Genomic DNA, 20,127 nt, shown 5'->3' with positions numbered 1-20,127 from the left:
AATACATATACCTTGAAAAAACTAACCATTGCTGTCTTCCTGCTCATCACCAGCATTACTACCAGGGCACAGGATTTAAAAACCGATATTTCGGTACACGATCCGGTGATTATTAAGCAGGATAGTACCTATTATATTTTTTGTACGGGTATGGGGATAGCCATGTGGTCATCGGCAGATAAGGTGCATTGGAAACATGAGCAGCCGGTTTTTGCTGTCGCCCCGCAATGGGCGGTTGATGCTATTCCCGGTTTTAAGGGTCATATATGGGCGCCGGATATTTCATATCATGATGGTTTGTATTACCTGTATTATTCGGTATCTGCCTTTGGTAAAAACACCTCCGCAATCGGGGTGGCTACCAATACTACCTTACACACTAACGATGCGGCTTATAAATGGATAGATCATGGTAAAGTTATCCAGTCTATCCCGGGCAAAACCAACTGGAATGCCATCGACCCTAATTTAATTACGGATAAGGATGGAACGCCCTACCTGGTATTTGGTTCCTTTTGGGACGGCCTTAAACTGGCTAAACTTAGTAATGACAGACTTAGTATTGCCGAAAATATTAACAACCTGCCAACTATTGCCACCCGCAAAAAAAACGCCGTTGAAAACCTGCCCGCAGTTGATGGCAACCCGGTTGATGCCGGCGGTAATGCTATTGAGGCGCCATTTATTTACAAACACAGCAAATACTTTTATCTGTTTGCCTCGATAGATTATTGTTGTAAAGGACCAAAAAGTACCTATAAAATGATCATCGGCAGATCAAAAGCCTTAAAGGGCCCATACCTGGATAAAACCGGCACAGCTATGAACAAAGGCGGCGGTACTGTTTTGCTGCAAGGCGATAAGGATTGGTACGGCGTAGGCCATAACGGCGTTGCCCGGTTTGATGGCGATGATTATATTGTTTACCACGGATATGATGCCGCGGATAGGGGAATCTCAAAATTGCAGCTAAAGAAATTGAAATGGGTAGACGGGTGGCCGGTGATACAAGAGTTATAAAAATCTATTCGCCGACATGCGTAGCGAAGAAGCACATCCTTCGTTCTTCGGAATCACAATTTAAAAACTGGTAAGAAAACAATGAAAATATTAAAATACCTCATCACATTAACAACAGCCCTTGGCTGCTTAATCTCAGCCCAGGCCGCGGTTATCAAACCGGATACCATCATCCACAGCACTGGTAACCCCATCATTCGCCATAAGTTTACCGCCGATCCGGCGGCTATGGTGTACAAAGGCCAGGTGTATTTATACACGGGTCATGATGAGGCAGCCACCGGTCACAATGGCTACGTAATGCACAACTGGACCTGCTTCACATCATCAGATATGGTAACCTGGACAGAACATCCATCCCCCCTAAATGTAAAAGATTTTGCATGGGCTAAAGCCGATGCATGGGCATCGCAGGTAATTGAGCGCAATGGTAAGTTTTACTGGTATGTGGCACTTGAGCATGGCACAATCCCCGGCAAGGCGATAGGGGTAGCAGTAAGCGATAGCCCTACCGGCCCGTTTAAAGATGCCCGCGGAACAGCTTTAGTTACCAACGATATGACCAAAGCTGTTAAACATTCCTGGGATGATATTGATCCATCGGTTATTATTGATAAGGATGGGCAGGCTTACCTGTTTTGGGGCAACGGCATTTGCTACTACGCCAAATTAAAACCCAACATGACCGAGCTTGATGGCCCGATAAAAACCATCACCCTACCGCATTATACGGAAGCGCCGTGGATTCATGAGCGCAACGGCTGGTATTACCTGTCGTACGCATACGAATTCCCCGAGAAGATAGCCTACGCTATGAGCAGGAACATAAATGGTCCCTGGGTTTACAGGGGAATAATTAATGAGCTGGCAGGCAACTCCAACACCAACCACCAGGCCATTATAGATTTTAAGGGTAAAACCTATTTTATTTATCACAATGGGGCCTTAGCAGCAGATGCAGGCAGTTTCCACCGCTCGGTATGTATTGATTACCTGTACTATAATAAGGATGGTACTATTAAACGGGTGGTAATGACAAGTGAAGGGGTGAAGAAGGTAAAATAGTTACCCGTGAGGGGAAACCACTTTTGTTCAGTTAAAAGATTATCCGTTATATTATATGATTAAAACTATATTAGCTTTAATTTATACAACAGATAATCTTTTGAAATACTCCCTGCTATTCATCCCGTTCATATTCTTCGCATCGGCAGCTGCTATGGCGAGGCCTGTACATCCCGATACTGTAAAAACCGGGGTTTATATTACCAGCATTCATGATATAAATTTTAAGGATAAAGAATATACCATCGACCTTTGGCTCTGGCTGAAATACGAAAACAGGAAATTTGATTTTTTGCAAAACCTGGAAGTGCCCCAGGCAAAAACAGTTACCAAATCGTTTTCAACTATTGATTCAAGCGGCAGCAAGGTTTATATGTTGATGAAACTGCAGTGCGTGATGAAAGATTCCTGGGCGATTGACAACTTTCCCTTCGACAGGCAGAAGCTGAGATTTTCCATCGAGAATTCGCAGTTCGATTCCCAGTCACTTGTTTTTGCTGCCGATACATTGGGCAAACATTTTGATCCCCGTTTCACACTAAGGGGATGGCGCATAGATAGCCTAAGTATCACCACCGGGATTAAAGCCTATGAAACAAGTTTTGGCGATGAGAGCCTGAAAAAACCACACACCGAATACAGTAATTTTAAAGTAAGGTTACAAATTAACAGGGACGCCATGGGTCTATTCTGGAAAATGTTCCTGGGTATGTACGTCGCTTTCCTGATTGCTTACATGTGCTTTTTTATCCATACTGATAGTATTGATTCGCGGTTTGGATTAAGTGTAGGCGCATTGTTTGCGGTTATTGGTAATAAGTATATCATTGATTCGGCGCTGCCGGAGTCTACCACGTTTACCCTGGTGGATACCCTGCACGGAATTACTTTGTTTTTTATACTTACTACAATTATCTGCACTGCATATTCCCTCAGGCTGGTAAAACAGGAAAAAATAGCTAAGGCCAAAAAGTTCGACTTTATTTGCGGCCAGGTTTTGCTGGTAGTTTACCTTGTATTGAATGCCTGGTTTATTTATAAAGCGAACGGGCAATAGCCAGTTTTAAATATCAGGCAGCAACTTCTTTTAGTTCATATGTTTTTGCGCGCAGTATAGGCAGCAGCTCATCGGTTTTTTGCTGGGTTTGAAAATTGCAGGGCGATATAGGTTTGCCAATGCGCACACGTAATACCATCCCTTTTTTGTTAAAAAGTTCGGCTGGCAGCATGGCCGTTTGAAGGGCCGGGTGTATATAGCGCAGCAAACTAAAGCCTATCCCGTTATCGCCGTGAAAATAAATGGGGAGTACAGGTACTCCGGCTTTTGCAATAAGTTTCCCAACAACGGGGTGCCATTGCCTGTCGGTAACCTGCCTGGTTTTAAAATCAAATGCAGAAACCTCCCCGGCAGGGAAAATAGCAACCGGGGTGCCGCCGCGAAGTTTGGACAAAGTGTTTTTTAGTCCGCTGATGCTGGAGCTATCTTTAACGGTTTCAAAAGGGTTAACAGCAATGATATAATCAGCCAGGTTTGGTACCCGCTTTAGCAGAAAGTTACCCATAAATAAAGTATCGGTCCTGGATGCAACCAGTAAATTGAGCAAGGCCAGCGATTCAACAGCGCCATAAGGATGATTAGCTACTGCAATAAAAGCGCCCGAAGCCGGGATCCTGGCCAGATCCTCTTCATCAACCTGGATAGTGATACCTAAAAAATCAAGCACGAAACGGGTAAAGTCAACACCTTTTAAAGTGCCAGCCTGCTGCATCATGCTATTAAATGCATCAATTTTCATCAGCTTCATTAAAAGCGCAGCTAAACCGGGAAGCCTTTTAGTTCCCGTTGCTTTTATAACATCATTTTTGCTGATTATTGCCATTTGGCAAAAATAAGGTTATGGTGTAAAGGAATAGTCCTGTTGTTGTTATGCTTTGTAGTACGATGCTGATTTTTCACTGCCATTCAATTCGGCATATTACCATTTTGTTAAATTATCCACCTGGGTTATTATTACCAAAAAGGCATTTAACTTTGCGCCGGTCATTGAGATCATTGCGTAGGGCGCTGGCCGGCAGCATATGAAAGGTTCGAGCCCTTTCCCTACATCTGTTTTAATCAACAAACCAATTATGGAAGCGATAAATTATCCCTTAGTAATAGCCATAACACTTGTGCTGGCTGCATTGGTGATATGGCTCATCCGCAGGAATCAAAAGGATGAAAAGGAATATGAAAAAGATAGTAATAAGTCAGAAATGAAGCCGGAAAAAGGGGAGCATAAAAAACCTCGTATCTAATTAGTTTTACATTTCATATGCAAAGAAGATCAGCATTAAAAAATATTGGCGGCCTGTTACTGGCGCCAACCCTGGGTTTTGGTAACATCATCGATCCTAAAAAAAATGTGCTCCGGATAGCGCATTTGACCGATGTGCATCTTAAAAACAAGTTTGATGCTCCCGCCAAATTTGTTAAATGCCTGCACCATTTGCAGCAGCAAAGTCCCAAACCAGACCTGATACTGAATGGCGGGGATATTGTTTTTGATATGAACAAGGAAAACATCGGCACTATTAACGATCAATGGCGGCTGATGAACAATGTGATGAAAGGCGAAAGCAGCATTCCCGTACATTATTGCCTGGGCAACCACGATATATGGTGGAACGAGAATAATAAAAGCCAGGCTATTTACGGCAAACAATACTCCATGGACCAGCTAAAACTTTCAAAGCCCTACAACAGTTTTACCAAAGGCGGCTGGAAATTTATTTTGCTTGACAGTGTACACCTTGATATTGACGGAACCTGGTACATTGGTAAACTGGGCGACGAGCAGTTTGCCTGGCTGGAGAATGAATTGAAAACCACCGACCCTGCAATGCCGGTACTGGTGATGTCGCATATTCCTATCCTGAGTGCTACACTGATGGTACAGGATGATATTATCAACAAATGGGAAATACTGGGCGGCGATATGCATACCGATACAGCAAAAATCATTCGCTTGTTTTACCAGCACCCCAATGTTAAATTATGTTTGAGCGGTCACATCCATCTAAGGGATAAGGTGGTTTATAATAATGTTACCTACATCTGTAACGGGGCCGTAAGCGGTGCATGGTGGGAAGGCAACCTCCGCGAAACCGCACCGGGCTATGGGCTTATTGATCTTTACAGTGATGGAACGTTTGAGGAGCAATATGTGAATTACCTGGGGTAGAAGGAAACAGATATGCCATGAAGGTTAATGTATTCCGGATGTTATAAATTAAAATAGATCTGAATGTGTACCTGTTCTTACTAACTCTAAAATCATTAGTTTTTCATTCTCATCCCAAATAAGTAACAGGTCGGGCTTTACATGGCATTCCCAATATCCTTTGTAATCGCCGCTAAGTTTATGAGGTTTATGCTTTTTGCTTAACCCCTTGTGTCCTTTTTCAGCAAGTACAGTAATTAGTTGCTGTAATAATTTAAAATCTTTACTTGAGCGTTTTTTAAGTAATTTCAGATCTTTTAGGAATTTCGCTGAAGTAACAATTTCAAACATCGCTTTGATCAGATACTGTTAAAAAGTTCGTCAACACTTTTGAATTTTTTGCCCTTACCTGCTTTAAGTTCATTCATTGCAGCTATAGTATCTGCGTTTGGAGTATTAACCTCTTTTTTTACTTTAACGGTTACACCAAGTTCTTTTAAAAATTCTTTAACCAGGCGGGTTTTATCGTCCGGTACTTTAATTTCGAGGGTTTGCATATACAAGATGAATTTTACGTGTTATAAATTTACTTAATTAATTATTAAGAATCTGCGCTAAGCATCTCATCAATGTCTTTCCGAGAATATTTTTTATTCCTAATAACTTAGCTACTTCACTTTCCAGTTGATCTCCATAATAATTAACCAATATTTTTTTAGCTCCGAAGTCTCACTGTCAGCCATGGGCTGCTAAATAGCCTTAACAGGCTAATTTAAACAGCATTAAGTTCGGTATGCGAATTTTGAGCTACAGTAATTAACAAATTTACTGAATTAAGCCAGATGTAGCAAAAAGCATGCTATATGTTGAACAAATTATATCTCATTCTCGGTAAAGCCACGCCCCTGTTTTTGTATTGCCAGTAGTTAAACCTTCTGTATTGCGCAAATGCTCATTTCCTTCCGTGTTACAAAATCCAGCTTTTCATAAACTTTAATAGCATTTGCATTATCGTAAAGCACATGAAGGAATGGAATGCCATTATCAGCTTTAATTAGCCGCAGCTGGTGTTGTATTAATTGGCTGGCGTAACCTTTGCCAAGGTGATCGGGATGGTTACAAACCGCGCTAACCTCCATGTAGGGCAAAGGCTGTAAACGCCGCCCGGCCATGGCTACCAATTGATGGCCATTGAAAATGCCGTAATAATTTCCAAAATCTATAGTACGGCTAAAGAACGGACCGGGGTTGGTTAGTTTGGTGAGCGCCAGTATGGCCGGTATATGCTCATCTCGTAAAGGTATAAGTTCCGCGCCGGCTACTGCCTGTGGTGCCGGGTTATTGTATACCATTTGCAAGGCCCTCATTTGCTGAATGATTTTCCATTGTTTGGGGATCTCCATCTCGCCCGGATTAAAAACGGCCACCGTAGTTTGAGACGGCAGGAGATTATAAAGGATATCGAAGTTCCCGGGTGTGTTTTCGGCCATGCCTGCAAAAGGGGAAACATCTTTTATAAAATATTTAACATGGTGAACACCTGCCGAAAGGTTTTTATTGCCAGATGTTAAAGCATTCCAGGCCGGGTTATCAAGTGGATGCTCCATGTAGGTATTTATAATATTCAAATTTTGTTTGGTTAAAATTATGAAAAATACCAAATGGCATTAAAATAAACCACTTTAGTTTTTATCGATAATAATTATACCTGATAACGGGGATGATTATTTGGCGTTGTATGTTTTACYGTATCATAATTCCATTTATTTACCGTGCGTTAAAAATAGCGGCAGTACTTAAAAATTAAACCCTGCCAATTTGACTTATTGTTGTATTAAAATCCAAACACAGGGTGTTATTTGTAGGCGGAGTTGAACCTGGATTTATGAAGTTTTGTAACAGGTTTAAGAAAAAAAAATAAACACTCGCATTGTAATTGAATTTACATGCTTTTGGATTGAAATTTGCTAAGATGTTGAGTAGCAAATAAGTAGGGAGGTATGTTTGTAAGCTGTTAAATTGAAAATTACCATGAAAAACAATAAAAAAAGATTAAGCAATGCTTTAACAAGCAGGGTAATTGATCTGCACGACCAGGGATATACTGACGATTTTTTACCAATACAGGATGAACGATTTTTATGTATCCAAAACAGTGAGGACTTTTCTTTAGCTGATCTGAATATAAAAGTGATTGACGAGGGATTTGATCAGTTATCAAAAACCTATAAATACATCTATACCATCGAAACTACAAACGGATCGAAAGGCTTATTGGTTACCGATTTTATTTTTGCTGATCCTGAAGCTGTAAATTAATCAGGATGTTTTATACTCAACTCCGTTCGCTAAATTATATTTAATTATCCGGTAGGATAGGTAATAACCTCTATCGCAATCTTTGTATCTAAGATTAAAACTATAGATTTGATAATAAAGATATAAAAATATGTGGTGGCAATACCTGCTTGTTTTTACGGGCGCCTTTTTATTTGATGTTGTTCCTTTCCCGTTTCCACCTGCTTTTACCATTATGATTTTTTTACAGGTTGTATATGGCCTAAATGTTTGGTGGGTTATTACAATTGGAGTTGTGGGGTCTATTATTGGAAGATATACCCTTACTTTGTATATCCCGATGCTGGCCGGAAGAATTTTTAAGAAGTCGAAGAATGAAGATGTCCAGTTCCTTGGTAAAAAACTAAAAGAAAAAGGATGGAAAAGCCAGGTAGTCATACTTGCTTACACCTTATTACCGCTTCCCACTACGCCTTTATTCCTGGCCAGTGGTATGTCAAAAATAAACGCAAGGTATATAATCCCAACTTTTTTTGTAGGTAAATTTACAAGCGATGCCATTACTGTGCATATGGGAAAATATGTTTCAGAAAATGCGGAAAGCATAATCAAGGAAGGATTTTCCTGGAAATCRATTGCAAGTTTAATATTGGGGTTGCTTTTACTGTGCTCTATTTTATTTGTCGAATGGCGTTCACTGATCCAAAAAAATAAATTTGTGTTAAACTTCAAGATCTGGAAGCCTGGTAAGGCTAAAACAACTCCCGCCCGGTAATTTGGGTTCAGATCTTTTTTTTGGGTGAACTAAGGATAAAACACATTGCAAAAGTCTGCTTATTTGTCGCTGCCCATAAGTAAACACAATGGGAAGATAGAAATTAAAAATCCTTAATTTATTGCCACATGCCTTAGGATCAATTTAATACAGCTGTAAATGGCGGGTGAAATATGTTGTTATAAATTGTGACGTGTTTTGATGAAATTTAATATTATTACTCCTTCCTGGCCTATTAGTGCCTCATAAATGGTCAATTAGTCCCTCATTATTATTTATTAATTGCAATATGTTTGACTTACAATTATTACCTATTAGTCAATACGGAAGCCATGTCTCTTATCTTGGTTGCAATTTATTTTATTATTAATCAACACTATGCTAAGTATTTGGGTTCGGTTTTGCGTTTTTGGTAGGTGTTTCATTTGTAATTAATTAACCAAATTATAACTTAACCAAAATTTAAAAAAAATGAAGTCAAAAAGCCTGATTTTTCTTAGCTGTTTATTTCTGATGTTTACATTAGGCTGTAAAAAGTCATCTTTGCCCGTGGCGGTAAACGCTGATAGCAATAAGCCTACATCTGTTTCTAAACTTGCCGTAAACGCAACCACTACATTCATTCACCCCGGAATGCTGCATACCCAGGCAGATCTGATCAGGATGCAGACCATGGTTAACGCAGGGACAGATCCCTGGCTGTCTGGATGGAACAAACTTACAGCCAACTCACACTCGCTATCAACTTATGCCATGAAAGGGCCTGTGGATACCGTTTACAGAGGTTCTGGTTCGCCGGAAAACTATTCAAAACTATATAATGATATTGCTGCCGCTTATCAAAATGCTTTACGTTGGAAAATCAATGGCGATGTAGCCTGTGGAAATAAGGCAGTGGCTATCATGAACGCATGGTCATCTACCCTGGTATCGATCCAGGGATCTGCAGACAGATGGCTTGCTGCCGGTATATATGGTTACGAGTTTGCCAATGCAGCCGAGATCATGCGTGACTACAGCGGCTGGGCAGCAGCAGACTTTACACGCTTTAAAAATATGATGCTTAACGTATTTTATCCAATGAACCACGATTTTTTGGTGAATCATAATGGAGCCTGTATAACAAATTACTGGGCAAACTGGGATTTGTGCAGTATGGCGTCAATTCTTTCAATTGGCATATTATGTGACGACACTAACAAGTTTGACGAAGCAATAACCTATTTCAAAACCGGCGCCGGAAATGGTTCAATTGATCATGCTGTGCCTTTTTTATACAATTCAGGTCAGTTAGGGCAAGGACAGGAAGCTGGTCGTGATCAGGGGCACCAATGTTTGGATATTTCTCTGCTGGGGGCTTTCTGCCAAATGGCTTATAACCAAAACCAGGATTTATTTGCTTATGAAAACAACAAAGCATTGGCAGTTTGCGAATATACTGCCAGTTATAATCTTGGAAACGAGGTGCCTTTCACCACTTATAACTGGGCTAACGGGCAAAATTGCACATGGCAAACACAAACGGTTATTGCAGCCGGCGGTAGGGGAGATATCCGCCCAAGCTGGGAGCTGATCTACAATTACCAGATATCACATGGCATTACCGGAACAACCTTTAGCGGGCAGTATGCTGCTAATGTAAGGCCCGAAGGCGGCGGCGGCGATTATGGGCCAAACAGCGGAGGGTATGACCAGTTAGGATTTGGAACTTTAACACATTCTGTAGGAACGCAGCCTATAGCCAATGGAACTTATAAACTGGTCAATCGCGCAAGCGGAAAATACCTGGATAATTTAGGGGTAAATACTAACGGAGCAAATGTGGGGCAATGGGCCTCAAGCGGTAGTAATAACCAGAAATGGGTAATAACATATAGCGGCGGTTATTACAAATTAGCTTGTGTAACAGGTGGCAAGTGCCTGGATAGCTATGACCACATTGCCGACGGTTCTACAGTTGCCGAGTGGGCAAGCGGCGGAAGCACCAATCAACAATGGACAATAATACCGGTAGGATCCTACTTTAAAATTGTAAACCGTACTAATGGCAAATGCCTGGATACCGGAGGTGGTACCGCGGATGGATCCATCATGCAATTCTGGGCAAGCGGAACCAGCAACAATCAGTTATGGACCATTGCACCTTGATAAACATGTTGCTAAAAAAACGTAAAACTTATATTTATAAACAAGAAATGGCATGGACTATAGGTTCATGCCATTCCTGTTTAAACCAGGCCATCATTGCGCGTAGGGAAATAAATTCAGCTGTTTAATATGATCCAGGTTGCGCAAAAAGGCCGGTCAATGGTCTTTTTGCGTTTATTCTCAATCGTTTAAATTAGGCAGGTCAAATAATTTATCGTAATAAAATGAAAATGGTGAGTATATAAAGCAATCACAATTGTCTATATATTATCTTGATATACCGGTTGGGTAACTATTGATTAATAATTGGTTAGAAGGCTCTTCAGGGAGCCTTTTTTATATTGCGTTGTGATATTTAACACTAATGTTTCGCCGAAAAAAACTTTAATATATAAAGCTTTTGAAAGAAAATAATTAGGAGACGCACCCGACTTAGTTTGCCTTGAAGGACAGCCAATTATATAAGCTCCCGGATAATTTGAGAAAATGAATGGAAAATCTTTTATTTGTACAAATGATTAAAAAGAAAGATGAAATAGAGCCCGTGCCTCCCTTTCGGATAAGGAAACTTAAAATTCCCCCGAAATTGATCGCTTCTAACTGGAACTCTATATATACTAAGATCAGCAAGTCCCGGGGTACAGATGAATCCTAACCAATAGGCTTCTTGTTAGATTTATAACAATTAAATCCGGCCCAGATAGTGATACCAGTTTAATAAGAGAAGTAAAAGTGAATCCCGAGGTTAACAATTGCTTATATCCTAAAGTTGCGAAGTCAGCCAACTATATCAGCATTGTATACCTGGTAGTTGTTCTGATACTTCAGCCATTATTATCTTTTGCTATCGTTTATCCTGCAATAGATCATTTATCAATCAATAATGGCTTATCAAATAATGAAGTCCGCTGCATTTACCAGGACGACCAGGGATTTGTATGGTTTGGGACATATGATGGTTTAAACCGTTATGATGGCTATAATTTCAAGATCTTCCGCAATAATCCAAATAACTCAAAATCCATCATAAATAATTGGATTAACTGTATTACACAAGATACCAGGCATGATTTATGGGTAGGAACCAGGCAGGGTATAAATATTTTTAATCGGGTGTCTGAAAAATTCACCCCGGTTTATGCCTTTTTTCCTGGTAATAGCCAACCAAAAAAACTCAGTACTTACATAAAGGATATTAAAACTGATGCCACGGGATTGGTGTATGTGGCTTCACAGGACAACGGACTGATAGTCTTCGATCGAAAACATCAGGAAACAGGCTATGGTGTTCCCCTTATTGATGGCCATAAAATTATCGTGAATTACAATGTTACGAGCTTGTGTACAGATGGCTTGCAACATGTTTATTTAATGGTTAAAGACCACGGATTGTGCTTGTATAACAAGGAAAAAAAACAAGCTGAAGTCATTAATAAATCAATAACAGCGGCTTCGTGTATGCAGGCAGACAAAGGTCGGCTTTGGATTGGAACAAGCTCCGGATTACATCGTTACGATATAAAGCTGGGTTATTATAACCTTGAGCTGAGCGAGGGTCCAGAGAAGCTTAGTTCAAACAGGATAACAAGTATTCAACCAATGCGGGATAGCTCGCTATGGATCGGTACAGATGGCGGAGGTATCAACATTCTGAATATAAATACCGGGAAGTTTAATTATCTGAACAGCAATCTGAGCCAGTTTTCTCTATCCAGCAATGCTGTTTACGCTATTTACGTAGATAAGCAAAATAGAAAGTGGATTGGCACACTGCGGGGAGGGGTAAATATAATAGATGATTACAAATCCAGGTTTCTTAATATTGCTCATAACCCGATAAATGCGAATAGCCTGATTAATAATTTTGTCAAATCTATCTTTGAAACTTCAGACAAAAAAATCTGGATTGGTACCGATGGCGGCGGCCTGAGCATTTGGGACAGAAGGGAAAATACATTTGAAAACTACAGCCATTCCCCGGGGGATTCACGACAGATAAATTCCAATTTTATTACATGCATCCAGCAGGATTCATTCGGCAAAATATGGATTGCCACCTATAGTAACGGAATAAATCAGTATTTGCCTCAATCTAAAGAATTCAAAGTTTATAAAGGAGTTAATGAAGCGGGAAATCCGGTCACTTCAATTTTTTGGATCTTGAAGGAAGATCGCGCACATAATCTTTGGGCAAGCGCATTGCAGGATGGGTTTTACCGCTACGACAGACAAAATGACCGGTTCAGTGTATTTGATTCTAAACTAATTAATATCCTGGCTATTACCGAAGACCATTACGGAAAATTGTGGGGAGGATCATTTGATGGTATTTATGAAATTGACCGGATAAATAAAAAGCATAAGTTTTTTCCGGTTGGCAAATCTGTCCGATCAATACATGAAGACAAATGGGGTAATATGTGGTTGGGAACAGAGGCCGGTTTGATGCTTTTTGACAGGAATAAACATCGTATTGTCCGTAAGTACACTACTGATGATGGATTAAGTAATAACACCATTTTGGCTATCGAAGAAGATAGTTTTGGGCACTTGTGGATGAGTACTTACAATGGCATTTCCAGGTTCGACCCGCAAAAACGGATATTTACTAATTATTTTGAAAGTGATGGCCTTTTGAACAGGGAATTCAACTATAATGCCTCCTTGCACCTGTCAACCGGAGAACTTGCCTTTGGCGGCATTAACGGTTTAAGTCTGTTCCGTCCGGAGCAAATTGTCCCGATAAAAGATAATTCCAACCTGGTTATTACGGGGATAAAAATAAATAATCACCCTTCAAGTGATTACCTTTTCGGGCTAAAATCTGATAGTAAGAAGCTTATTACCTCGCTTACGGTGCCTTATGATGAAGCGTCTCTTTCTTTTGATTTTGCAGCTATCAATTTCACTGCCCAGGAAAGAATTAGCTACAGGTATACAATGGAAGGCTGGGACAGGGGATGGAATTACTCCGGGCACAACAGAACCGCAGTTTACACCAGGTTAAGCCCGGGAACATATACATTTAAAATTAATGCCACCAATTCTGAAGGGCAGTGGTTATCAAAACAAGCCTATTTAAAGGTAATAGTGCTGCCTCCGTGGTATCGCACCTGGTGGGCTTATCTTGTGTATGTACTTTTAGTCATATCTTTTATTTACTGGTACCTGGATTATAAGTTTAGAGAAACCCGTTTGAAATATGAAATTAAGCTGGCGGTAGCTAATGCCGAAAACCAAAAGACCCTGCAGGAAAAGGAAAGAGAATTACACGAGAGGAGACTGGAGTTTTTTACAGGAATGTCTCATGAATTCCGTACACCCTTATCTTTAATAATTAATCCCATCAAGGATCTTTTAGACCGGAGTTTGGAGAATGACCGCCAGGACCTGAATATTATATATAGGAATGCAAGAAGGTTGTTAAGCCTGGTTGACCAATTGCTTTTATTCAGAAAAGCTGACGATGGCATTTCTCAATTAAATATAGGGCCCATAAATATCTTTGAAGTCTGTCGTGATGTAAAGTCCTGCTTTATTCCTCAGGCAAAAACAGGACACCTGCATTATGAATTGATTGCCGATGTTAAAGACCTGGTTATTTATGGCGATAGGGAAAAGATTGAAATTATCCTTTTTAATTTAATTTCAAACGCAATAAAATATACGCCACAAAACGGAAAGGTGATCATTAGTATCAAAGAGGATACTGAATTTGTAAATATCAGCGTAGCTGATACCGGACAGGGGATCCCGGAGGATGTTAAAGAAAGGTTGTTTGATAAATTTTACCGGTCAAAAGATACCACAGGATTGTTAAAGGCTGGCTTTGGTATCGGTTTGTATCTTGCCAGGCAATTTACTGCCGAACACCATGGATCTCTCTCTTATATAAGCGAAGTATCAACCGGAACGGTTTTTTTACTTCAATTGAAAAAGGGTACAGCTCATTTTGCAGGTAAGGAAATAGCAGCAACGGGATCACAGTCTTCAGAACTTTTAAATGAACTGGCCGATAGTTTGCCGGTTGCTAACATAGTTGAAAATCAGCTTGATTTTAAGGGCCAGGGAATAATTACTGATAAAAAGGTAATATTAATTATTGATGACGATCACGAACTGAGGCGGTACATTAAAAGTATACTTGAAAAAAGCTATCTCATATGCGAAGCTGCAGATGGTTTGAGTGGTATTGCTGTTGCAAAGGAAAAGCTGCCTGACTTGATTATTTGTGACGTAATGATGCCTGGCTTAAACGGCATTGAATTGTGTGCTATAATCAAGCAAGATCCTTTGCTCAACTATATCCCCATGATCTTGCTGACTGCCAGCTCATCAGCAGAAAATAAGATTAAAGGATTGGAGAGTGGGGCGGATGATTATATAAACAAGCCTTTTGAAAAAGAAATTCTCATTGCGCGTGTTGCCAATTTATTGCAGATGAGAAGCAATTTACAAAGCTATTTTTATAACGCGGTAACACTGAAAAAAAGTAATATTAACATTTCGGAAGAATATAAGCATTTCCTGGAAAAATGTATCGAGGTGGTTGAAAAGCATCTTACAGACGAACATTTTAATGTACATGTACTTGCAAATGAAATTGGGATGAGCCGCTCAAACCTTTTCAGGAAAGTAAAGTTCCTGTCGGGGCATTCAATCAACAGCTTCATCAGGTATATAAGATTGCGTAAAGCGGCAGAACTATTGATTCAATCGAATATGAATGTAAATGAAGTTGCGCTTGAAACCGGCTTCAACAATATCAAATACTTCCGTACACAGTTTTTTAAACTCTTCGGCGTTAATCCTTCCGACTTTGTTCGTCAGAAGCGCCCGGTATTTAAAAAACGCTTCAATGTTAGCGGCACTTAACGGGCAATCCATCGGTTTTGTCTCTAAACCGGTTTAGAGAGCCTTTTTTGGTCGAATTGTACCCTTTAAATGGCTTGTTTGTACCCCGTATTTATGTGCAATTCGCACCATATTAGCTCTTGTTAAACCAATTATTCATTGTTATTTCTTTGTTCTTCAAACCAGCCAATGTGCACGGCATATTGAGTTTTGTATGTATAAAGTATGTAGCATTAAGAAAATCCAAAACCGTTTATGAATAAGAGCAGTCAGTTATCAAGTTGGTGGGAAGATTCCCGCAGTGGGGACGTTGGGGCATTCAAATGTATCCATAATGAATTATTTCCCGGTCTGTTTCATTATCTACTTAAGATATTGAAGGATGAAGATGTATGCTACGATTTACTCCAGGATCTTTTTATTAAATTATGGGAAAAAAAGGAAAAGCTCGGCCCGATTAGTAACGTTAAGGTGTACTTTTTTAAAGCCGCCCGTTCCATTGCTATCAATTATATTAAAAGTGATAAGGTGCGGTATACTCACACTATACAAGACTTTGAGATTGAAATGGTGTTTTCCCAGGAAGAAATACTGGTTAACAAGGAAATTAACCTTCAAATGAAGCGGCAGCTCTCTATTGCACTCAATGGCTTGCCAAAACGGCAGCGTGAAATGATATTTCTAAAATATTTTGACGGCTGGAACTATGAGCAGATAGCCGAGGTTACAGGTATAAAATACCAGTCGGTAGTTAATCATGTCCATCGTGGAATACTTCAGTTGAGGACAGAACTGTCCGAAGATAAATACATGGCAGATTGCAGAGTTGCCGTTTAAAAAATTAAGACCTCAATTTTAAATAAATATTGCATTTACAATCCACATCAATGATTTTATTTAACATATGCTAAAACTATTACTTCACAACTATAATTAACATCTGTAATTAAGCCTTCTTCATACATACGGGTATCAATTGGTTATAAGGCTTAAGCTATTGGGGCTTTTTTCTAATTTATCCTTAATAACATGAGTATGTAAATACAATTAGGCTGTCTTTTCTAAAATTTCAGTGTTTATAAATAATATATGTTTAAATCAATATTTACGGTATGCATTTTTCTGCAAACCACAATTTGCAGTTTTGCAGAAATAATTAACTATAAAGCCCCTAATTGTACAATAATAAGTAAAGCCTACCAGGTAAAGATAAAAGAGGCAGGCTCAGCCTGGCAAAGGCCAGACGTGTATTATGCAAACGTTGCCCATTCGGTTAATAACAGGATGGCAGTAAAGCAGACTTCCTATACTTATTTTGATTGTTCGGCCAAGGTAAATGTTTCGGTAACGGTAAATAATGCCAAAGTTAAAAGTGTTAAAATCCGCCCGGCGGCTTATGGAATCGTTTCGCAGATACACGGAAATACCATTACTTTTTCTATGGATGCTTCACAGTTTGTTTCTGTTGAAATAAACGGGAATATTCTTGAGAACCTCCAGGTCTTTGCGAATGCTATTGATACCGAACGACCCACTTCAGGAAACGCGGACCTTATTTATTTTGGTCCCGGAATTCATGAAATCGGCAGGATGCTCCTGCCTTCAAATAAAAAAGTTTATATATCCGGAGGAGCTATTGTACACGGCAGCTTTATAGTTGATCACGCAGAAAATGTAAAGATTTTTGGCCGCGGTATTTTAACACAATTAAATGTTGGACAAGAGTCTGCCCGGCACGAAAATAACAAGTCCCCCGATTCTGTGACAACAAGAAAGGATGCCATTCTCGTTCAATATTCAAAAAACGTCGAGATCAGCGGTATTATCGTTATTCCTCATAAATATTCGGTACTTATCGGTCAATCGGAGAAAGTAAACATAAAAGATCTTAAATCCTTCAGTTCGGAGGGAAATGCAGATGGAATTGATGTGTTCTGTAGTAAAGATATTTTGCTTGATCATGTTTTTATGCGAAATTCTGACGACTGTGTGGCCGTATATGGGCACCGTTGGGATTATTATGGTAATGTAAAAAACTTAACCGTAAGTAATTCAATTTTGTGGGCAGATGTAGCCCATCCTATCCTGGTAGGCACCCATGGCGACAGTAAAAACCCAGATACGCTCGAAAACATAAAATTCAAAAATATAATCATACTGAATCAGCATGAAAACCAGATAGATTACCAGGGATGTATGTCGTTAAATGCCGGGGATAGCAATTTGCTGCGCGATATTCGATTTGAAAATATTGCAGTTGAAAGCATAAGTAAGGGCCAGCTTATCAATATTCGGGTAATGTTTAATCATAAGTATAATACGTCGCCCGGTGATGGTATACAGAATGTTTATTTTAAAAATATTCACTATGCAGGTAAAAACGCGAACATGTCAATTATTGCTGGTTATGATGAGAAGCGGGGAATCAAAAATATAACGTTTGAGAACCTGAAAATCGCAGATCAGATCATCTCGGATGATATGGTTAATAAGCCGTCGTTTTACAAAACGGGAGATATGGCGGATATATTTGTTGGTGAGCATGTTGAGGATTTAAGATTTATCAAAACGGAATGATTAACCACAACTATTTAAAATAAACCTGAACATTTCAAAGTGTAATATGCCCGGGAGCTTTTATGAAAAAGAAGTTAGGAATAAAGGATATCGCAAACCAATTAAACATTTCTAAAACTACGGTTTCATTTATCCTGAACGGGAAGGCAAAAGAATATGGGATTACTCCTGATTTAGAAAATAAAGTCCTGAATTATGTAAAGAATGTTGGTTATATACCCAATAAAATAGCCCAGGGATTCAGAGCGGGAAAAACCAAAATTCTGGGTATGATGATTGAAGATATCTCTGATCCTTTTTTTTCATCTATTGCAAGAGCAACCGAGGAGCATGCATACAACAAAGGCTATCAGATCATCTATGGAAGTACAGAAAATGACACCCGGAAAGCTAAGGATTTAATACTGGCTTTTAAAAATCATGGTGTTGATGGTTTTATTATCGCGCCGGCGCCGGGTATTGAATCCGCTGTCAGCGAATTATTGGAAGATGGTTTTCCTATCGTCATATTCGACCGTCCGCTCGGGAATATTAAAGCTGATACCGTTCTGGTAAACAATTTTTTTGCAAGCTTTTCGGGAGTAAAGCATTTGGTGCAGGAAGGTTATCAAAATATTGCATTAATAACATTGGTATCCGAGCAATTTCAAATGATTGAACGGCAAAATGGATACCTAAAAGCAATAACTGATTTAAAACAATCGCCAATAATTAAAAAAATAAGGTATCATAGCCAGAGGGAGCAAAGCATAGTTGAAATTGAAAATTTCCTGAAAGAGAACAACGCTATCGACGCGCTTTACTTTTCAACAAACTATATCGCCGAAAACGGACTGGAAGCGATCAGGAATCTTGGCCTCCGGATTCCGCAGGATGTGGCTGTAATTGTATTTGACGATAGCAGGTTGTTTAAATTACATTCGCCACCTGTTACTGCCATATCCCAACCAATTACTGCAATAGCCAGCCATTTGGTCGCTTTGATGCTCACGATTCTTACCCGCACCAACGATGATGAGAGTAGCCCGGAAACAGTTATTCTGGATGCGGAGCTTATTATCCGGGCATCATCACAAGCAAGATAATAGCCAGTTTATTGCAAAAAAAAATCCGGGAAATCATTTCCCGGATCTAATAAATGGGCAAAGCTTATCACAGAATAGGCAATCCCATTTTTCCGGAAACTACTTTGTTTTTCTTTTTGCAACAGCTTTTTTATAATATGGAAATGGGCTATAGTAAATTAATATTATTCAGAAGTTTCCCAAACCGGTAGCTCAGCGATATTTCATGGGTAGCGTTGTTAAAGCCCCCCAGGTTGGCTGATGAGGTGCCTAACTGGTAGCTGTAACCTATATGAAAGGCATTCATATTTAATGTAAGAATCCCTGCCATTGTTTTATCGGTACGGTAGTTGATACCAAGCCCCAGGGTCTCTTTTATATACATTGTACCGGAAACATCCGCAACAAGCGGCACTCCTTTTGCATAGGCAACCAATGTTGCCGGTTTAAATTTGATATCCTCGCTGATATTGGCAAGCATAGCCCCTGAAAAGTAATAATGACTCCTGAAATTGGAATTGTTTTGAATCGATGCGGTCCCCAAACTGGTTATGGTAAGCTCGGGTGCCGAGATCCCCAGGTAGTACCAGCCGGTATAATAGATTACGCCAAATCCAATATTGGGTTTGGTTCCCCTTACATCATTCCTGAAGGTTGGATCATTGGAATCCAATGTAGAATAATTGGCTGCATAGTTCCGTACGCCGGCGTTGATCGATACCGCTAAATAACTGTAAGGGTCCAGCTGGATCCCTTTTGCAAAATAGGCATTTACTTCGGTTTGATGTTCAATGGCCAACTGGTTATTAAATACGATCAGTCCTGCTGCACCGTCAATCGATTCGATGGGCAGGTTCCCGTTGATCAGGTAAGTTACCGGCGCCCCGTCTATTCCTACCCATTGCTTGCGTGCCAGGGTATGAATTGATCCGGCTTTATCCAAAAGGGAATAGGCCGGGTTAAACGGTGTTAAGTTATCCATGTACTGGGTATAACTAAAGGCTTGCTGCTGCGCAACAGCACTGTTGCCTGTTACTATAAGTAACAGGCACAGGCTTAATGCAACAAGCAGGGGTTTCTTGTTATTATAAATTTTATTCATATCCGGGACCATGCCGTGCTA

The 20,127-nt window shown here is 39.8% G+C and carries 17 protein-coding genes; 12 read left to right on the top strand and 5 right to left on the bottom strand.

Features of this window, described 5'->3' with window-relative positions; translation table 11 throughout:
• Positions 1–12: 12 nt before the first annotated feature.
• The 3 genes from AC1DQW_RS08200 (at position 13) to AC1DQW_RS08190 (ending at position 3,142) form a co-directional block, all read left to right on the top strand.
• Positions 13–1,020, top strand: coding sequence for a family 43 glycosylhydrolase (locus tag AC1DQW_RS08200; RefSeq protein ID WP_477453635.1), 1,008 nt, complete (start codon positions 13–15; stop codon positions 1,018–1,020).
• A gap of 81 nt (positions 1,021–1,101) precedes the next feature.
• The gene (locus AC1DQW_RS08195) at positions 1,102–2,085 is read left to right on the top strand and encodes a glycoside hydrolase family 43 protein (protein WP_477453634.1); all 984 of its coding nucleotides are present in this window, start codon (positions 1,102–1,104) and stop codon (positions 2,083–2,085) included.
• Positions 2,086–2,140: 55 nt separating this feature from the next.
• The gene (locus AC1DQW_RS08190) at positions 2,141–3,142 is read left to right on the top strand and encodes a ligand-gated ion channel (protein WP_477453633.1); all 1,002 of its coding nucleotides are present in this window, start codon (positions 2,141–2,143) and stop codon (positions 3,140–3,142) included.
• Between the two features lie 13 nt (positions 3,143–3,155).
• Here AC1DQW_RS08190 and AC1DQW_RS08185 read toward each other — a convergent pair whose 3' ends face one another.
• A complete protein-coding gene (locus tag AC1DQW_RS08185; RefSeq protein WP_477453632.1) occupies positions 3,156–3,965 on the bottom strand; it encodes a lysophospholipid acyltransferase family protein in 810 nt (269 codons plus the stop codon).
• 250 nt (positions 3,966–4,215) lie between these two features.
• Between AC1DQW_RS08185 and AC1DQW_RS08180 the strand changes: the two genes are divergently transcribed.
• The gene (locus AC1DQW_RS08180) at positions 4,216–4,383 is read left to right on the top strand and encodes a hypothetical protein (RefSeq protein WP_477403888.1); all 168 of its coding nucleotides are present in this window, start codon (positions 4,216–4,218) and stop codon (positions 4,381–4,383) included.
• A gap of 17 nt (positions 4,384–4,400) precedes the next feature.
• Positions 4,401–5,309: a metallophosphoesterase family protein gene (locus AC1DQW_RS08175; RefSeq protein WP_477453631.1), complete on the top strand. Its 909-nt coding sequence runs from the start codon at positions 4,401–4,403 to the stop codon at positions 5,307–5,309.
• A gap of 48 nt (positions 5,310–5,357) precedes the next feature.
• Here the strand turns inward: AC1DQW_RS08175 and AC1DQW_RS08170 are convergent, their stop codons facing one another.
• From AC1DQW_RS08170 to AC1DQW_RS08160, 3 genes are all read right to left on the bottom strand, one after another.
• On the bottom strand, positions 5,358–5,639 hold the full coding sequence (locus AC1DQW_RS08170) for a type II toxin-antitoxin system YafQ family toxin (RefSeq protein ID WP_477453630.1): 282 nt from the start codon (positions 5,637–5,639) through the stop codon (positions 5,358–5,360).
• An 8-nt stretch (positions 5,640–5,647) separates the two neighbouring features.
• Complete coding sequence (locus AC1DQW_RS08165; RefSeq protein ID WP_477453629.1) at positions 5,648–5,845, bottom strand: hypothetical protein; 198 nt, start codon at positions 5,843–5,845, stop codon at positions 5,648–5,650.
• A gap of 369 nt (positions 5,846–6,214) precedes the next feature.
• The gene (locus AC1DQW_RS08160) at positions 6,215–6,895 is read right to left on the bottom strand and encodes a GNAT family N-acetyltransferase (protein WP_477453628.1); all 681 of its coding nucleotides are present in this window, start codon (positions 6,893–6,895) and stop codon (positions 6,215–6,217) included.
• 424 nt (positions 6,896–7,319) lie between these two features.
• Here AC1DQW_RS08160 and AC1DQW_RS08155 point away from each other — a divergent pair, with 424 nt between their 5' ends.
• The 7 genes from AC1DQW_RS08155 to AC1DQW_RS08125 all read left to right on the top strand — a co-directional run bounded on the left by AC1DQW_RS08155 (position 7,320) and on the right by AC1DQW_RS08125 (position 19,025).
• Entirely contained in the window at positions 7,320–7,607 is a 288-nt protein-coding gene (locus tag AC1DQW_RS08155; RefSeq protein WP_477414050.1) for a hypothetical protein, read from the top strand.
• A gap of 130 nt (positions 7,608–7,737) precedes the next feature.
• Positions 7,738–8,361, top strand: coding sequence for a hypothetical protein (locus AC1DQW_RS08150; protein WP_477453627.1), 624 nt, complete (start codon positions 7,738–7,740; stop codon positions 8,359–8,361).
• Between the two features lie 471 nt (positions 8,362–8,832).
• Positions 8,833–10,509 carry an RICIN domain-containing protein gene (locus AC1DQW_RS08145; RefSeq protein WP_477453626.1) on the top strand — a complete coding sequence of 559 codons (1,677 nt, stop codon included), beginning with the start codon at positions 8,833–8,835 and terminating at the stop codon, positions 10,507–10,509.
• A 732-nt stretch (positions 10,510–11,241) separates the two neighbouring features.
• Positions 11,242–15,384 (top strand): hybrid sensor histidine kinase/response regulator, encoded by a 4,143-nt coding sequence (locus AC1DQW_RS08140; protein WP_477453625.1) that lies wholly within the window; start codon positions 11,242–11,244, stop codon positions 15,382–15,384.
• 234 nt (positions 15,385–15,618) lie between these two features.
• On the top strand, positions 15,619–16,200 hold the full coding sequence (locus tag AC1DQW_RS08135) for an RNA polymerase sigma factor (protein WP_477453624.1): 582 nt from the start codon (positions 15,619–15,621) through the stop codon (positions 16,198–16,200).
• Positions 16,201–16,452: 252 nt separating this feature from the next.
• On the top strand, positions 16,453–17,940 hold the full coding sequence (locus AC1DQW_RS08130) for a glycosyl hydrolase family 28 protein (protein WP_477453623.1): 1,488 nt from the start codon (positions 16,453–16,455) through the stop codon (positions 17,938–17,940).
• Between the two features lie 62 nt (positions 17,941–18,002).
• Positions 18,003–19,025 (top strand): LacI family DNA-binding transcriptional regulator, encoded by a 1,023-nt coding sequence (locus AC1DQW_RS08125; RefSeq protein WP_477453622.1) that lies wholly within the window; start codon positions 18,003–18,005, stop codon positions 19,023–19,025.
• 148 nt (positions 19,026–19,173) lie between these two features.
• On the opposite strand, the gene AC1DQW_RS08120 is transcribed toward AC1DQW_RS08125, so the two are convergent.
• Positions 19,174–20,106, bottom strand: a complete 933-nt coding sequence (locus tag AC1DQW_RS08120; protein ID WP_477453621.1) for a PorP/SprF family type IX secretion system membrane protein — start codon at positions 20,104–20,106, stop codon at positions 19,174–19,176.
• Between the last annotated feature and the right edge of the window lie 21 nt (positions 20,107–20,127).

Source organism: Mucilaginibacter sp. P5_A4 (genome assembly GCF_056400605.1).
This window is presented reverse-complemented; position numbering and strand designations above follow the sequence as displayed.

Excerpts from the sequence above, each read along its gene's own strand:
- AC1DQW_RS08130 (WP_477453623.1), top strand. The coding sequence starts at position 16,453 with ATGTTTAAATCAATATTTACGGTATGCATTTTTCTGCAAACCACAATT.
- AC1DQW_RS08170 (WP_477453630.1), bottom strand. The coding sequence starts at position 5,639 with ATGTTTGAAATTGTTACTTCAGCGAAATTCCTAAAAGATCTGAAATTA.
- AC1DQW_RS08155 (WP_477414050.1), top strand. The coding sequence starts at position 7,320 with ATGAAAAACAATAAAAAAAGATTAAGCAATGCTTTAACAAGCAGGGTA.
- AC1DQW_RS08145 (WP_477453626.1), top strand. The coding sequence starts at position 8,833 with ATGAAGTCAAAAAGCCTGATTTTTCTTAGCTGTTTATTTCTGATGTTT.
- AC1DQW_RS08190 (WP_477453633.1), top strand. The coding sequence starts at position 2,141 with ATGATTAAAACTATATTAGCTTTAATTTATACAACAGATAATCTTTTG.
- AC1DQW_RS08195 (WP_477453634.1), top strand. The coding sequence starts at position 1,102 with ATGAAAATATTAAAATACCTCATCACATTAACAACAGCCCTTGGCTGC.
- AC1DQW_RS08135 (WP_477453624.1), top strand. The coding sequence starts at position 15,619 with ATGAATAAGAGCAGTCAGTTATCAAGTTGGTGGGAAGATTCCCGCAGT.
- AC1DQW_RS08160 (WP_477453628.1), bottom strand. The coding sequence starts at position 6,895 with ATGGAGCATCCACTTGATAACCCGGCCTGGAATGCTTTAACATCTGGC.
- AC1DQW_RS08175 (WP_477453631.1), top strand. The coding sequence starts at position 4,401 with ATGCAAAGAAGATCAGCATTAAAAAATATTGGCGGCCTGTTACTGGCG.
- AC1DQW_RS08165 (WP_477453629.1), bottom strand. The coding sequence starts at position 5,845 with ATGCAAACCCTCGAAATTAAAGTACCGGACGATAAAACCCGCCTGGTT.
- AC1DQW_RS08120 (WP_477453621.1), bottom strand. The coding sequence starts at position 20,106 with ATGAATAAAATTTATAATAACAAGAAACCCCTGCTTGTTGCATTAAGC.
- AC1DQW_RS08125 (WP_477453622.1), top strand. The coding sequence starts at position 18,003 with ATGAAAAAGAAGTTAGGAATAAAGGATATCGCAAACCAATTAAACATT.
- AC1DQW_RS08180 (WP_477403888.1), top strand. The coding sequence starts at position 4,216 with ATGGAAGCGATAAATTATCCCTTAGTAATAGCCATAACACTTGTGCTG.
- AC1DQW_RS08185 (WP_477453632.1), bottom strand. The coding sequence starts at position 3,965 with ATGGCAATAATCAGCAAAAATGATGTTATAAAAGCAACGGGAACTAAA.